This window comes from Conexibacter sp. S30A1, assembly GCF_023330665.1.
Lineage (GTDB): Bacteria > Actinomycetota > Thermoleophilia > Solirubrobacterales > Solirubrobacteraceae > Palsa-465.
This window is the reverse complement of sequence record NZ_CP097127.1, coordinates 1,234,949-1,249,393: the sequence shown is the minus strand read 5'-3', so window position 1 is coordinate 1,249,393 and position 14,445 is coordinate 1,234,949. Positions and strand designations below refer to the sequence as shown.

At 66.8% G+C, this 14,445-nt stretch carries 14 protein-coding genes; 1 reads left to right on the top strand and 13 read right to left on the bottom strand.

The features are described from left to right. Positions 1-138: 138 nt before the first annotated feature. Complete coding sequence (locus tag M3M54_RS06220; RefSeq protein WP_249021317.1) at positions 139-732, bottom strand: GNAT family N-acetyltransferase; 594 nt, start codon at positions 730-732, stop codon at positions 139-141. A 65-nt stretch (positions 733-797) separates the two neighbouring features. Between M3M54_RS06220 and M3M54_RS06215 the strand changes: the two genes are divergently transcribed. Then, entirely contained in the window at positions 798-1,853 is a 1,056-nt protein-coding gene (locus M3M54_RS06215) for a hypothetical protein (protein WP_249021316.1), read from the top strand. Between the two features lie 23 nt (positions 1,854-1,876). Here the strand turns inward: M3M54_RS06215 and egtD are convergent, their stop codons facing one another. From egtD to mimD, 12 genes are all read right to left on the bottom strand, one after another. Continuing rightward, the gene (gene egtD / locus M3M54_RS06210) at positions 1,877-2,869 is read right to left on the bottom strand and encodes an L-histidine N(alpha)-methyltransferase (protein ID WP_249021315.1); all 993 of its coding nucleotides are present in this window, start codon (positions 2,867-2,869) and stop codon (positions 1,877-1,879) included. Further along, positions 2,869-4,155 (bottom strand): ergothioneine biosynthesis protein EgtB, encoded by a 1,287-nt coding sequence (gene egtB, locus M3M54_RS06205; RefSeq protein WP_249021314.1) that lies wholly within the window; start codon positions 4,153-4,155, stop codon positions 2,869-2,871. The genes egtD and egtB overlap by 1 nt, the downstream gene beginning before the upstream one ends. A 458-nt stretch (positions 4,156-4,613) precedes the next feature. Next, positions 4,614-5,981: an FAD-binding oxidoreductase gene (locus tag M3M54_RS06200; protein WP_249021313.1), complete on the bottom strand. Its 1,368-nt coding sequence runs from the start codon at positions 5,979-5,981 to the stop codon at positions 4,614-4,616. Beyond that, positions 5,981-6,967, bottom strand: coding sequence for an oligopeptide/dipeptide ABC transporter ATP-binding protein (locus tag M3M54_RS06195; RefSeq protein ID WP_249021312.1), 987 nt, complete (start codon positions 6,965-6,967; stop codon positions 5,981-5,983). Before M3M54_RS06195 ends, M3M54_RS06200 begins: the two co-directional genes overlap by 1 nt. 14 nt (positions 6,968-6,981) lie before the next feature. Beyond that, on the bottom strand, positions 6,982-7,395 hold the full coding sequence (locus tag M3M54_RS06190; RefSeq protein ID WP_249021311.1) for a VOC family protein: 414 nt from the start codon (positions 7,393-7,395) through the stop codon (positions 6,982-6,984). Next, the gene (locus tag M3M54_RS06185; protein ID WP_249021310.1) at positions 7,392-8,024 is read right to left on the bottom strand and encodes a GPR1/FUN34/YaaH family transporter; all 633 of its coding nucleotides are present in this window, start codon (positions 8,022-8,024) and stop codon (positions 7,392-7,394) included. Before M3M54_RS06185 ends, M3M54_RS06190 begins: the two co-directional genes overlap by 4 nt. A 55-nt stretch (positions 8,025-8,079) precedes the next feature. Then, the gene (gene groL / locus M3M54_RS06180) at positions 8,080-9,729 is read right to left on the bottom strand and encodes a chaperonin GroEL (protein WP_249021309.1); all 1,650 of its coding nucleotides are present in this window, start codon (positions 9,727-9,729) and stop codon (positions 8,080-8,082) included. Between the two features lie 25 nt (positions 9,730-9,754). Further along, positions 9,755-10,789 carry an NAD(P)-dependent alcohol dehydrogenase gene (locus M3M54_RS06175; RefSeq protein WP_249021308.1) on the bottom strand — a complete coding sequence of 345 codons (1,035 nt, stop codon included), beginning with the start codon at positions 10,787-10,789 and terminating at the stop codon, positions 9,755-9,757. Then, positions 10,786-11,496 carry an iron-sulfur cluster assembly protein gene (locus M3M54_RS06170; protein WP_249021307.1) on the bottom strand — a complete coding sequence of 237 codons (711 nt, stop codon included), beginning with the start codon at positions 11,494-11,496 and terminating at the stop codon, positions 10,786-10,788. Before M3M54_RS06170 ends, M3M54_RS06175 begins: the two co-directional genes overlap by 4 nt. Next, complete coding sequence (locus M3M54_RS06165) at positions 11,493-12,518, bottom strand: amidohydrolase family protein (protein ID WP_371878647.1); 1,026 nt, start codon at positions 12,516-12,518, stop codon at positions 11,493-11,495. The genes M3M54_RS06170 and M3M54_RS06165 overlap by 4 nt, the downstream gene beginning before the upstream one ends. 1 nt (position 12,519) lies before the next feature. After that, positions 12,520-13,869 (bottom strand): transposase, encoded by a 1,350-nt coding sequence (locus tag M3M54_RS06160; RefSeq protein ID WP_249019411.1) that lies wholly within the window; start codon positions 13,867-13,869, stop codon positions 12,520-12,522. Between the two features lie 223 nt (positions 13,870-14,092). Further along, positions 14,093-14,443 carry a propane 2-monooxygenase effector subunit MimD gene (mimD, locus tag M3M54_RS06155; protein WP_249021305.1) on the bottom strand — a complete coding sequence of 117 codons (351 nt, stop codon included), beginning with the start codon at positions 14,441-14,443 and terminating at the stop codon, positions 14,093-14,095. Between the last annotated feature and the right edge of the window lie 2 nt (positions 14,444-14,445).

The window sequence follows — 14,445 nt, the reverse complement described above, 5'->3', positions numbered from 1 at the left end:
GCCTCCAGCCCCCAAACCTAACCGTTCACTCGAGCTTTGTGCATCCCGGGTGCTGTGAGCGCGCGAACTGCACAAAGCTCACGATCTGCGCGAGGTTTGGGGGCTGGAGGTCGTTGGGACCGCCACCCGGCGTCCGCTTCAGAGCGCGGCGATCCTTGCGGCCAGCCGCTCACGCACCGCCGGCCACTCCTCGTCTATCACCGAGTAGAAGGCCGAGTCGATCTTGGCCCCATCGGCCTGGCGGATTGAGTAGTTGCGCCAGACGCCCTCAAAGCTCGCGCCCAGCTTCTGAAGGGCAGCCCTGGAGCGGGCGTTGCGCGCGTAGGTGTCAAACACCACGCGGATGCAGCCGAGCGTCTCAAACGCGTAGCGCAACTGCAGGAACTTGGCCTCGGTGTTGGCGCCGCTGCCCCAGGCGGCCGGTGTCAGCCAGGTCCAGCCGATCTCAATCCCCCGGTCCTGCTCATGCGGGTCGCAGAAGCTGGTGCTGCCGACCGGCTCGCCGGTCGCCTGCAGGATCGTCGCGAAGTGGCCCTCACGGCCAGCCGCTGCCTCGGCCAGACAGCCGTCCAGCCAGGCGTCAAAGTCGGCTTCGCTGCGCGCCGGGTTAAAGGACCAGTGCGCCCAGATGCGCTCGTCGCCTGCGGCCGCGAGCAGCCCGTCACGGTGCCTGCGCGCAAGCGGCTCGAGCCGCACCACGCGCCCGGTCAGCGTCGGCTGGAGGTTCCACACAGCGAGGATCGTATCTGCAGGCGCCGAAGCGACTGTCGCTGCTGCGAAACTCTGTATCAGCGCCAATGCAGTCGACCTTCGACAGGATCAGCGGCCTTGAGCTTCAACTCGACGAGCTGCGGCTGGAGCAGCTCCGCGCCGAGCTCGGCCCCGGGCGCACGCGGCAGTGCACGCTGGTCACGCTGAGCGGCGCCGGTGCAAGCGGGGTGGGGGAGGATGTCGGCTACGAGCCGGCCGAGCATGAGGCCTTTCTGGCCGCCGGCCCGCCGCCCGGGCTGAGCGGCCGCTTCACGCTCGCGCGCTTCTGTGAGCGGGTGGAGTCGCTTGACCTCTTTCCAGACCCGCCACGCTCGGAGGTCTCGCGCCTCTACCGCGTCTGGGCCATCGAAAGCGCGGCGCTCGATCTCGCCCTCAGGCAGGCGGGCGTGTCGTTGGCGCAGGCCCTCGGCCGCGTCATCAAGCCGATGCGCTACGTGGTCTCGACCCGGCTCGGCGAGCCACCGACGATCGAGCCCGTGGCGCTGCGGCTCGGACTCGACCCGTCGCTGCGCTTCAAGCTGGACGCAACCAGCTCCTGGACGCCTGAGCTGATCGCCGAGCTGGTTTACACCGGTGCCGTTGAGGCGGTTGACTTCAAGGGCTTCTATCGCGGCAGCAGCGTGGACCAGCCGGCCGACCCGGCGCTCTACCGGCGTGTGGCGCAGGCGTTCCCGGACGCCTGGCTCGAGGACCCGGATCTGAGCGAGACGGCTGCCGCGGCGGCGCTCGCCGGCGAGCATCGCAGGATCACCTGGGATGCGCCGATCCACTCGATCGAGGACATCCAGGCGCTCGCGTTCAAGCCGGCGATGGTCAACGTCAAGCCGTCCCGGATCGGTTCGCTGCGCCGCCTGATGGACACCTACGATTACTGTGAGCAACAGCAGATCGACGCCTACGGCGGCGGCCAGACCGAGATCGGGCCCGGACGCGGTCAGTGCCAGTACCTGGCGGCGCTCTTCCATGCTGACGCTCCCAACGATCTGGCGCCCTCGGCCTACAACCTCGCGCGCCCTCCTGCCGGCCTGCCGTCAAGTCCCCTGACCGCTGAGATCGCCGGCCCCGGCTTCCGCTGGCCCTAACCGCAGGCAGCTCGCCAGCGGCCTCAGACGGGCCGCGCCAGCGCGACCGCAAACAGCCCGGCTGGGTCGCTCATCAGCTCGACCAGCTCAAGTCCGCTGTCGGCCAAATCGCGGGCGAGTCGCTGCGGCGTGAACTTCGCGCTGATCTCGGTGCGGATCTCGTCTCCCGCGGCGAACTCCACGACCAGGTCGATCTCGCGTACGGTCACGGTCAGCTCGCGCGTGGCCCGCAGGCGCATCTCGATCCACTCGTTGGCCCGGTCGAAGAAGGCGACGTGCGCAAAGGCCTTGAGCGGAAAATCAGCCTGCAGCTCGCGGTTGATGACGGCCAGGACGTTGCGGTTGAACTGCGCGGTGACGCCGGCCGCATCGTTGTAGGCCGCCTCGATCACAGCCGGATCCTTGACCAGGTCGACGCCGAGCAGCAGATGATCCCCGGCGTGCAGCTGTGCGGCGACCGTGCGCAGCAACCGGCGCCGCGCGCGGGTTTCGAAATTGCCGATCGTCCCACCCAGGAATGCGAAGAGCCGCCGCGCGCCGGGGCGCTTGGCCGGAATCAGGTGCAGATGCCGCTCAAAGTCACCGGCCACGCAGTCCACCGCCTCAAGCGACGGGTACTCGGCTGCGACGCTCCGTCCGGTGCGCAGCAGCGTCTCGCCGTCGATGTCAAAGGGGATGTAGCGCCTCGGTCTGCCTTGCTGGAACAGTGCGTCGAGCAGCAGACGGGTTTTGGCCGCGGTCCCGGCGCCGAGCTCGACCAGCTCGGTAGCCTGCGTCAGCGCTGCGATATCGGCCGCGCGACGCTCGAGGATGGACCGCTCGGTGCGTGTCGGGTAGTACTCGGGCAGATCACAGATCTGGTCAAACAGGTCCGAGCCGCGCGCGTCGTAGAAGTGCTTGGGCGGCAGCTCGCGCAGCGGTGCCTGAAGGCCCCGGCGGACGTCGTCAGCGAGCGTGCTGGCGCCAACACCGTCCGCCGCAACCAGGTTCACGCGCTCGTCATCGATGACGCTCATCACGCGTCTCCCGCCAGTCTGACACCGGCGAAGATCTGCCGGCGCTGCGGCAGATCCCAGTTGCGGAAGGTCACGCTTGCCACCCGTGGCCGGGTCGCCCAGGAGCCGCCGCGCAGCACCCGGTAGTGCTCGCCAAAGAACGGCTCTGAGTACTCGCGGTAGGGGTAGGAGGAGAATCCGGGATAGCCGTCAAACCAGCTGGCTGTCCACTCCCAAACGTCGCCGATCAGCGCGCGCAGCCCGGTCTGTGTCGCGCCGTCGAAGCTGGTGGCCGCGACCGGTCCGCCACCGACCTGGTCGACGTTTGCGCGCGCCCGCGCCACCGGCTCCGTACCCCACGGCAAGGGGCTGCGCTGGCCGCTTGCAGGACCGCTGCTCGCCGCCAGCTCCCACTCGAACTCGGACGGCAACCGCAGACCGTGGAAGGTGGCGAAGGCGTCGGCCTCAAACCACGAGATGTGCATGACGGGCGCCTCCGGGTCGATGTCGACGAGCTCACCGAGCCGCCACAGGCGGCCGTCCTCGGTCCAGTGCAACGGCCGCTCGATCCGCTCCGCCTGCCGCCAGCGCCAGCCCTCACGCGTCCATAGCTCGCGCCGCTGATAACCGCCGGCGTCCATGAAGGCCAGCCAGTCGGCGTTGGTGGCCGGTGTCAGCGCCAGCCTGAAGGGAGCGAGCGCGCGGACATGCACGGGCCGCTCGTTGTCGTAGACAAAGCCGCGTTCTGGGCCGGCCCCGATCGTCACCTCGCCGCCTGCGAAGCCAACCAGCTCAAGCGCACCTCCCGTTGGCGCCGGCGCTCTGGAGCTGGCGGCAGGCGGCTCAGCTGCCTGCGCCCGCGTGAACGGGTTTGGCAGGTGCGCGAGCGCGAGCAGCTGCAGCATCGTCTCGTTGTGCTGTTGCTCATGGCAGATCACCAGCTCGACCAGATCGCTGCGGTCGGTGGCGACCTGCGAGACCAGCGCCTCGGTTCGCGCCCTGACCGCAGCCAGATGCGCGAAGCTCTCCTCGGTACCGAGCAGCTCGAGCTCACCGCGGCGCGAGCGTGGGGTCTCAAGCGCGTCGTAGGTGGTGAACAGCTCAGGTGCCAGTGCCGGCACGCCGGCGGCCCGCGAGATCCACAGATCCTCAAAGCACGCGATGTGAGCCAGATCCCAGACAAGCGGGCTCAGCAACGTCGAGTAAACCGTCTCGAACTCGACCGTGTCCAGACCGGCAACCAGGGTCAGGGTACGCTCCCGGGTCTCCGTGAGCGCCTCGGTAAGGAGCTGGGGGAGGTCGCTCACGTGTGGTTCATCCTACTCCGGTCCGATGGTGCACCGTGCAAGCTGCGTCAGGGCTGGCGCTGGCAGTCCGGTACGGGTAATCGTCGGAACGGCCGGTCGCAGGCCCCGGTCGTTGGGAGAGATCCATGCAGCCGCGCGGGGGTGTAGCGAGCCTCTTTGCAAGGAGCAATCGGGCGGGCCGGGACTTCAGCCTCGGAGCAGAAGCAATCGGGTAGCCGGGCAGCTCATTGTGCGGTGGAGCGTTCGAGCGCAGCTCACTACGAAGGGCTGCGGTCCAGTGCCAGTCGCGTCTGGCGATGGCTGCGTGCTGTGCAAGGGCGCGCGCCGGAGCTATTCGCGCACCGGGCGTTCGGTGCCGCCGCCTGAGGACAGGGTCAGAACAGGCGGATGACGGGAGACTTGTCACGTCCGGTGCTGCGAGAGCTGGGGTTTCCAATTGGCCCTCGCCACAGGACCGCTCAAGTCTTCTTGCCCGGGTTGAAGAGGCCTTTAGGATCGAACGTCGCCTTGATGCCATGGTGCAGTTCGATTGCTGCCTCATTCCACTGGAGATGAAGCTGGTCGCGCTTGAGCCACCCTAGTCCGTGCTCGCCCGAGATTGAGCCGCCTAGGTTTGTCGCTAGTTCGTGCAGTGCTCGGGCTGCTTGGTGGGCTCGTTTGAGTTCGTCGTCGTTCTCTGGGTTGATCAGGAAGGTTGAGTGGAGGTTGCCGTCGCCGGCGTGGCCCCAGCTGCACGCTTCAAGCCCGAATCGCTCGCCGATCAAATTGGTGCCATCGATGGCGTCTCGCAGGCGGTCCAGTGGCACGACTATGTCCTCGCTGACCTTCCCGCCGCGCTGTGCCGAGACGGCAAGCGAGACACCGTCACGCCAGCGCCAGAGCGCCGAGATCTCCTGGCGCGTCTTTGGCGCCTGTAGCAGCAGGGCGTTGGGTTGAAGCAGCTCGCGCAGCTCCTCTGCGGCAGCAGCGGCCTCCGCTGCTGTGCCGTCCGTCTCGGCGATCACAAGGAAACGCGCCGCTTCGGGCAGGGCGGCTGGGAAAGCCCCGCGGCTTGCGGTGAGTGCGGTGCCCTCTACGAACTCGACGGCCGCAGCAACGAGCCCGCTGGCGAGGATCGATTCGATCGCGGCACACCCCTCTTGGACACTGTCGTAGGCGGCGGCGACGGGAAGAACCACCTCCGGCGCGGGGATCAAACGAAGCCACGCTCCCGTGATGATCCCAAGCGTTCCCTCAGATCCAACCAACAGGCCCCGGATGTCGTATCCGGCCACATCCTTGCGGATCGCACCACCTACCCGGATGATCTCGCCAGGGGCGACCACCGCCTCGATCCCAGTTACCCATGCGCCAGTGGCACCGTACTTGAAAGCATGCGGGCCGCCGGCGTTGGTGGCTATGTTGCCGCCGATCTGAGACTGCTCGGCAGCACCCGGATCAGGCGGAAATAGCAGCCCGTGCTCGCGCGCCAGTCGTCTGACGGTGCTGGTCAGCACGCCTGCGTCAACGTGCATCCGCCAAAGCTCGGGATCGAACGCTCGTACACGAGCCATCCGCGAAAGGTCAACGACAACACCCCCATCGACCGGTACCGCTCCGCCCGAAAACCCTGTGCCGCCACCGCGGGGCACAAGCGCCACATCGTTTCGGTAGGCCCATGAGACGATCCGTGCGACCTCCTCAGCGCTCTGCGGCTGTACGACAGCGTGCGGCTCGCCGCGCAGCCCCTCGTGCTCGGTGGCATCGGCCGCGTACGCGCTCAGCGAGCCGGCGACAACCCGGCCCTGACCCAACACTCGTATGAGGTCTTCAGCCAGTGCGCTCATCATGACTGAGTTCTCACGCCCGACTGCCGTGCAGCGATGTGACAGGCCGCCGCATGCTCGGGGCGCAGGCACTGAAGGGCAGGGTGCTCGTTCAGGCAGATCTCCTCAGCCAGGGAACATCGCGGCTGATAGGGGCAGCCGGGCGCCAGAACGCTCGAACTGGCTGTGCTGCGCGAGCTCGTGGCCGTGTCTCGCAACCCGCCTGTGATGGCCGGATCCGCCACCAGCGCCGCGCTGGCCAAAGCGCGGGTGTAGGGGTGTAGCGACTCGTCCAACACCTGCTGATAAGGCCCGTGCTCAACGACCCGTCCCAGGTACATGACGACGATCTGATCGCTGATGTGCCTGACCATCGCAAGGTCGTGGCTGACGAACACGTAAGAGAGACCCAGCTCGTCCTGCAACCTGATGAGCAGTTCCATGATCTCGGCCCGAACGGAGACATCAAGCGCATATGTCGGCTCATCTAAAACCATTACCTTCGGCTGCACAGCCAGCGCCCGGGCAACAGCGGCACGCTGAGCCTGGCCACCGGAGAGCTTGTACGGGTAGTGGGCGGCGAAGCGCTTGGACAACGGCACCATCTCAAGCAGCTCAAGCGCCCGGCCGCGACGGCCGCCGCGCCCCACCAAGAGATCTACCTGCAACGCCGCAGTCAAAACCTGCTCGACGCTGAGGCTCGGCTTGAGCGAGGAGTACGGGTCCTGAAAGACCAACTCCGCCAGCCGGGCAAGTTGGGGAGCTGGTGGCAAGTCAGGCGAGCCGAGCATCTCCTCAGCGATCGCGACCGTGCTCGACGTCGGAGCCCCCAGACCGACCAGAGGCCGCGCCAGCGTCGATTTCCAGCAGCCGCTCTCACCGACAATCCCAATCGTGCAGCCTGCCTCAAGCCTGATGCTTACCCGATCCAGCGGCCTCACGGGCGGCGGACCGCCGTGCATCCTCGAGCTAGGCTTGACCGCCACCCGCCGCTTCGTGGACGCCATCTGGGCTCCGTAGCTCACCCAGCCGGCACGGGATCCTGTGGCGTGGGGAAGTGGCCGTCGATCAGCTCGACGCGGTAGCCGTCCGGATCGGTGAGGAAGCATATCCGGTATTCCGTTCGTCCTCCGGGAGCGTACGGCGGCTGCTCGGGCTCAATGCCGGCGGCGGCCAGTAGCTGAAGCGCCGCGTCTAGGTCATCGATGCTGAGCGCCAGGTGCCCGTAGCCAGTTCCGAGTTCGTATGGCTCAGCACGGCCGTCGTTCACGGTCAGCTCAAGCACGTCGTCGCCACCGGGGAGGCCGAGATATACGTTGTGCGCGCCAGCGAACTGCAGTCGGCCACGCTGCTCGAACCCCAGCGCGGCGTAGAAGCGCAGCGACGCCGCTTCGTCGCGCACCCGGATGCAGACGTGTACAAACGCCGCCGTCACTTGATGACCGGCCTGCCGAGCGGGTATGCAGGGCCGCCCAGGGCCGCGGACGCGGTCCCCAGGAACAGATAGAGGCCGAGTGCAGCGAACACCAGCACAACCACGCCTGCCGCGTGGGTGAGAGCCGTGCTGGGGCTGAGCGTGGCAGGAACGAGCAGGATGAGCGCCAGCACGACCAACCCGAAGACGGCGGTGAAAGCCAGTGGCAGACGGAGGCTCGCGATCGTCAACGCGGCCATCACGATCGCCCACGTGATCAGGAACAGCGCCTCGGCGTGCGTAACGTCCTTGACGGGCACGAGGAACCAGGTGTGCAGGATCCCGAGCAGGAGCATCGCGTAACTGAGCCAGAAGCCCGCGAAGAGCCCGTAGACGCCTGCCACCATCGTCTGTCCCAGCGATAGCGACCAGATCGTCGAGATGACAAGTCCGACGCCAGTGCCAGCCAGCACGATCGGTAGAACCGCGCCTATGGCCGCGGCCGGCACGTATCCGATCAGCGCCAGGCCCAGGCAGACCGAGCCCGCGGCAAAGATCGGCAGTCCGAGTATGCCGGGATCACCGGCGCTGATGAGCGACACCTGCACGGTGGTCGGCTGGGCGTCTGTGCCTGCCGTGACTGTGGCCATGTTCCTCTCTCCTCCTCAGACGTTCGGGTGTGACGTTGTGCGCGGTTGAACCAGATCAGATCGGTGACGAAGGCCGCGCAAGGCCCTCGGCTAGATCGCCGAAGCCGGGGGCCAGCACAGCACCAGGCTGTGCTGGTAGCCACTCGGCGACCACCGCCTCCGTGGTGAGCAGCAGAGCGGCCACCGAGGCCGCGTGCTGGATCGTCAGGCGCGTGACCCTCAGCGGATCGATCACGCCGAGCTCGAACAGGTCGCCGAACTCGCCGGTGAGCGCGTTGAGGCCGCCGCCGGGGGGCATAGCCAGAACCTGGTCGACGACCGCCTGGCCGTCGAAGCCGGCGTTCGTGGCGATCCAGAAGAGCGGCTCTGACAGGACCCGCCGGATGATGTCGGCGCCGATCTTGTAGTCGCCGTCGAGGTCGAGGCTGGCAAGCGAGGCGGCCGCGCGCAGCAGTGCCGTCCCGCCGCCTGGCACGATCCCCTCCTGCACCGCGGCCGTTGTTGCGGCAAGCGATCCCTCGACGCGGCGACGGCGGTCGGCGAGCTCCACGTCGGTGGCCGCACCCACCTTGATCACGGCGAGTTTGCTCGTGAGCTTTGCCAGGCGCTCCTGGGCGACCTCGCGGTCGCGTTCGTGAGTCGCGCGGCCGATCTCGGCACGAATCTGTCGGATCCGCGCGGCCAGCAGCGCCGGATCACCGCCGCCGTCGACAAGCGTCGTGGAGTCGGCCGTGACGACTACCCGGCGGGCGGTCCCAAACCAGGACGTCTCGACGTTCTGAAGCGTCAGGCCCGTCTCGTCGGTCAGCACATCAGCTCCGGTGAAGGCGGCGAGGTCCTGCAGATGCGCGAGACGGCGGTGGCCGAAGCCGGGGGCGCGAACGGCGACGGCCTGAAGCAGCCCGTGTGTGGTGTTCTGAATCAGCGTCCCGAGCGCGGACCCGTCGACCTTCTCGGCGAAGATCACGAGCGGCCGGGGTGCGCGCTGGACCGCGCCGAGGATCGGCATCAGATCCTGGACCGCCGAGATGGGCTTCGTCGTCAGCAGGATGTAGGGATCCTCAAAGACGGTCTCCATGCGGTCCTGGTCGCGCGCCATGTAGGGCGAGATGAAGCCGTTCTCGACCTGCACGCCCTCGGAGAAGGAGACCTCGACACCCGGTTCCGGCACCTCCTCGATGGTCACCACTCCGTCCAAGCCGACGCGCTCGAGCGCCTCGGCGACGGCGTCTCCGATGCGCCTGTCCGCCTTGGCCGCGATAGTGGCCACGTGCCGTAACTCGTCCGGCTTCTCGACGGCCCGCGCGGACTCTCGCAGCGCTTGCACCACCCGGTCGATAGCCTCCTCGATGCCACGACGGATGAGCACAGCGTTGGCTCCGGCCTCGATCGAGGCCATGCCTTCCCGGACGATTCCCTGCGCCAGCACAGTGGCCGTGGTCGTTCCGTCGCCGGTGAGGTCGCTGGTCTTGTTGGCGACCTCACGGACAAGCTGGGCGCCCATGTTCTTGAACGGGTCCGGCAGCTCGATCTCGCGCGCGATCGTCACGCCGTCGTTGGTTATCGTCGGCGGGCCTGCCAGCCGCTCGAGGACCACGTTGCGGCCCTTCGGGCCAAGCGTCACCTTGACCGCATCGGCCAGCTCGTCCACGCCGGCCTGCAGCCGCTGGCGAGCGTCCTGACTGAAGTACAACGTCTTTGCCATGTCAGTCCTATCTCTCGGGTTGATCTCAGGCGGTCGCGGGGATCAGGATCCCACGCCCCTGAAGCCGTCCGCCATTGAGGTCTGCCATCGCGTCATTGATCGCCTCGAGCGGGTAGGTGGTGGTGTGCAGGGTGACCTTCCCCTGAGCGGTCAGCGTCATCAGCTCGTGCAGGTCGTTGTAGGTGCCAACCAGGTTGCCGATGAAGGAGATCTCCCTCGAGATCACGTCGATCGTCGGGATGTCGAGGTTCTCCCCGTAGCCGATCACGTAGTAGAAGCCGGCGTTGCGGATCATCGCGATGCCGTCTTCGATCGCGCCCCGCTCGCCGACGAAGTCGATGATCGCCTCGGCGCCCCGGCCGTCGGTGAGATCTGCGACGATCTCGCGTTGGGAGCCGTCGGCCGTCACCATGTGGTCAGCGCCCAACTCGGCCGCCAAGGCCAGCGCCCGCTCGGACGGATCGACGACGATGATCTCCGCCGGTGTCAACGCCCGCAGACACTGGATCCCGATGTGGCCGAGGCCGCCGGCGCCGATCACGACCACCCGCGTGCCAGGGCCGAGCACCGGGATGGCCTTCTTGACCGCGTGGATCGCGGTGAGGCCGGCGTCGGCGAGAGCTGCGATGTCCTTCGGCGCCAGACCCGTGTCGAGCTTGACAACTGAGCGAGCGGACGTCTTGAGCAGATCCGCGAAACCGCCGTCGCGGTCGATCCCCGGGAACGAGCCGTTCAGGCAGTGCATATCGTTACCCTGGCGGCACGGGTCGCACAGCCCGCAGGAGATGAACGGGTGGACGATCACCGTGTCACCGACCTGGACGTTGCTCACCGCGGAGCCGACCTCATGCACCCATCCTGCGTTCTCGTGGCCCGGTGTGTACGGCAGCGCAACACCGGACTTCTCGGCCCACTGGCCCTCCTGGATGTGCAGATCGGTGCGGCACAGACCGGCCGCGCCGATCCGTACGATCACGTCCAGCGGCCCTTCAATCCTCGGCTCGGGAACGTCATCGAGCCGCAGCTCGTCGTGGTATGCGTGCAGCCTTGCAGCCTTCATGACTCGATCATCTCCTCTGAAGTGGCGTCCAGCCCGTGGCGGTGGCGCAGCAGCGAGCGGCAGATGCCGCCGTTTGCCTCGAGGCTCATGCGCACGAGCCTCGCCGTGCGCAGCCAGCCGCGCAGATCCTGTGCGGCTACGGCCTCGCCCCCCGGGGTGACAAACGCGGGGGCATCGTCGGCAGCCGCCAGGCCGAGCCGCGCCCGCAGCTCGCGGCAGCGCCTGGCATCCGGCGCGTCGGGCAGCTGGGCCAGCGTCAGGGACGCGACCGCCTCCACGCCGGCGCCGTCGGCGAGCATCGACTCGCAGATCCGCGCCTGGCGGGCGACCAGCGCCTTGCGCAGGAACAGGTTGCGCAGCGCGACCAGGTCGGTTTCGTCGGTCTCACCCGGAAACGCCTGTGCGAATCCACCACCACCGCGCAGCGACTCGTTGATCTCCTTACCCGTGTAGTGGTCCTCGAGCACGACGCTGACGTCTCGCACCCCGGGCAGCCGACGCAGCGCATCGCGCGCGTCAGCTGCCATCAGATAGGCGAAGTTGGGCGCGCACTGCGGCGTCGGCAAGCGCAGCCGGACGTCCACGTCACCATCCGGCGAAACTTCACACGAGGACACGAAGCGAAGCGCGGTGATCGGCTCATCGAGCTCCGGGTCGTAGACGTCGTCGAGAGCCGCGAGCACCTGTGCGCACCCACCCTGGATCACCGCACGCCCACCTGTTCCCGCAGCCCGAGCTCCGGCGGCACCTCGATCCCGTACAGCCGCGCCGCGTTCAGCCCGAGGATCTTCTTCTTGGTGTCGGTGGTGACGGCTGGGTAGTCGGAGAACTCCTCGTCCGGGTAGTTCCAGTCGACGAAGCCCTCGATCTGCCACTTCGGCTCCCAGATCGCGTAGTCGGAGCCGAACAGGATCTTGTCCTCACCGACCCAGAACAGCAGCTCACCCATGACCTTCGCGAAGAACCGCGGCCGCGCGTGCATGAGCCCGCCGATCACCACAGCGCATCCCGCATAGACGTTGGGCTCCTGCGTCGCCATGAAGCAGAAGTCCTCGATCCGCGGCAGGCCGACGTGCTCGACAATGAAGTTGAGCTCGGGGTAGGTCGTGGCCGCGTAATCAACGTCGGCTACGTCGAACGCGTCCTTGTCCAGCGGCCAGATCGTCGGTCCCTTGTGGACATGGACGTTCTTGATCCCGAGCTCCACGCACTTGTCGAGGAACGGCTGCGCCTCGGGCTCCTTCAGGGTCCATCCGCGCGAGCCCTCACGCCACTCGGCGGTGTAGAGCTTGACACCTTGGAGGCCGTATTGCTTCGCGTCCTTCTCGAGCTGGCGTAAGCCGGCCTTGCCCTCACGAGGGTCCCAGCGGCCGTTGGTGATGAGCCGGCCGGGATGCTTGGCCGCGAGCGCGGCGTTCGTCTCGAGAGTGTTGAACCCCGTCGTGTACCACTCCTTGAGGTAGGTCGACTGAAAGATGCCGACATCGACGTGCCCATCCTCGAACACGTCCCGCTCAAAGTCGGCCTCGCTGTATTTCTGGAACTTCTGAATCGGCCAGTGCGTCGACTTGGGGCCGAGGCTCTGGTAGGCGTGGAAGCACTCGATCCAGCCCTTCGCGTACTGCTCGGCGCCTGGCACCCAATTCGCAGGGCTGGCGTCCCAGAAGTGCACGTGGCCGTCAACGATGAAGTATTTCTCTCCGTCTTTCTCGTACCTCGGGTTTCGCAGTTCATAGGCCGGCGGCTGCCCATGCTTGCTGGACTTGGTTGATTTCCTGGGTTGTGGGGGTTCGGGCCTGTTCGGGTTGAAATTGGGTGGCGATGATCACTCGTCGTAGCTTGGCGAGCATGTCCTGGAATGATGGGGTGGTCTTGGAGACATACCAGGGGGCGCGGGCGCGATGCTCTGTGACGATGTCGGGGTGATGTCCGTAGAGCGCGTACCAGATGATCGTGAGGTCCATCGCCAAGAACTGGAATGGGACGGTCCGTTGCACGGCTTTCTCGGTCCGGTTGCGGGCATCACCGACGCCGAACAGTTCTTTGCCGTCCTGGAAGGCGACTTCGATCGGCCAGCGGTCTGCGTAGCGTTCGACGATCTGCGCGGCGGTGGCGTGAAGGTCGGTGGTGATCAGCGCGATCTGGTAGCCGCACGGCTTGGTGTCGTCTTTGACGAGGATCACACGGACCGGGGTTTCGGCGCCGAGCGGCTCCCACAGGCAGTTGATCTCAGCCAGCTCGAGCGTCTCGGTTTTGCTGTAGCGCCTGACGGTCGTCTTTACCCATTCGGTGGCGGGGTCGGCTGCGATCTGTTGAAGGCTTTCAAGCTGTTTGCCCCATTTGCGTGGCCGGCCGCGTTTGCCGGTGCGCGGCGGCGCAGGGGCGTAGATCACCGCGTTGCTACGCAGCCTCGATGTGATCGTCACCCGCTTGGGTGCAGCACGCCACGCCTGGCTGATGTAGGCGCTGTCACCGACCACGTTGATCTGGCGATCCGGCAGCCGTTTGGCGAGCAGGCAGACCATCGCCCTGGCCAGCTTGACCTTCCCGGGCCGCTCAGGATCGGGCTTGTGCTGCTTGACGAACTGTTCGCGCCGCGGCTGCCAGAGCCGGAACAGGACCGGCAAACATACGGTGCGCTGCAGGAACGGCAGCTTGACACAGATCCCGGCCACGATCCAGTTGTTCCCCCACGCGACCGAGCCTGAGCGGCTGTTGGCGGTCGCGTCGTGATGCCAGAAGGTGCCGTGGATCCGGCGTCCCCTGCGTTTCAGGAGCGTGTCGTCGACCGCGACCAGCACGCTCGCACCCGGTTCTGTGAACCGCTCAACGATCAGGCAGGCGAGCCGTAACCCGAGCTCGTCCACGGACCAGCGGGCATTGGCGAAGAACCGGTGGCAACGCGCGTGATGCCACACCCCCGACAGCCTTGAGCCTGTCAGCATCCCGGTCACGCACCGCAGAGAGGTCTGCGAGACCTGACCGACCAACACCCCCCGGAACGTCTCAAACGTGGGACGGGTGAAACACGACTCAAACAGGACAAGCAGCTCGTTCAGCGAAGATGGGACGCAGAGCATCGGCGGCAGCCTCCAAGAGAAGCCGCGCAGCGTGCCTCCCCTTGGCCGCGACGGACGGGTTATGTTGACAGCAACCGCTTTCGCGCAAGCCGCCGATGCTCCTTCCCCGACACCGCGCCAACAGGCCACACCAGCCCGCCACGGCCCCGTCCACCACCACCTGCTACGCCGCTATGCCGCTACAGGCCCAAAAGTGCGAAACCCGAGTCGTACATGGCTGCTCCTAGGAAACCGGCGTCAGATCGAACGAGATGTACTCGGCCGCATCCTCGGGGTTGGCGAACATCACGATTCGGTCGTCGAGCACGACCATCCGGCCGTAATGGGTCGACATGATCTCCTCAAAGTCGTCGTTGCCGAAGTCGTCCCACCCGAGCGCCTCGGCAATCTCGGCATAGTCGAACTCGAACTTCCCGACGCCGTCGACGCGGATCATCGACGGCAGGTCGGTGACGGTCACGCCCGGTTTCCCGGCCATCACCTGTGCCACCACGTACCCGACCTGGTTGTTCATCAGCGTGACACCGGCCATGTTCGACGACGTCGGGTCCGCCTTGAAGCGTTCAGCGGTCATGG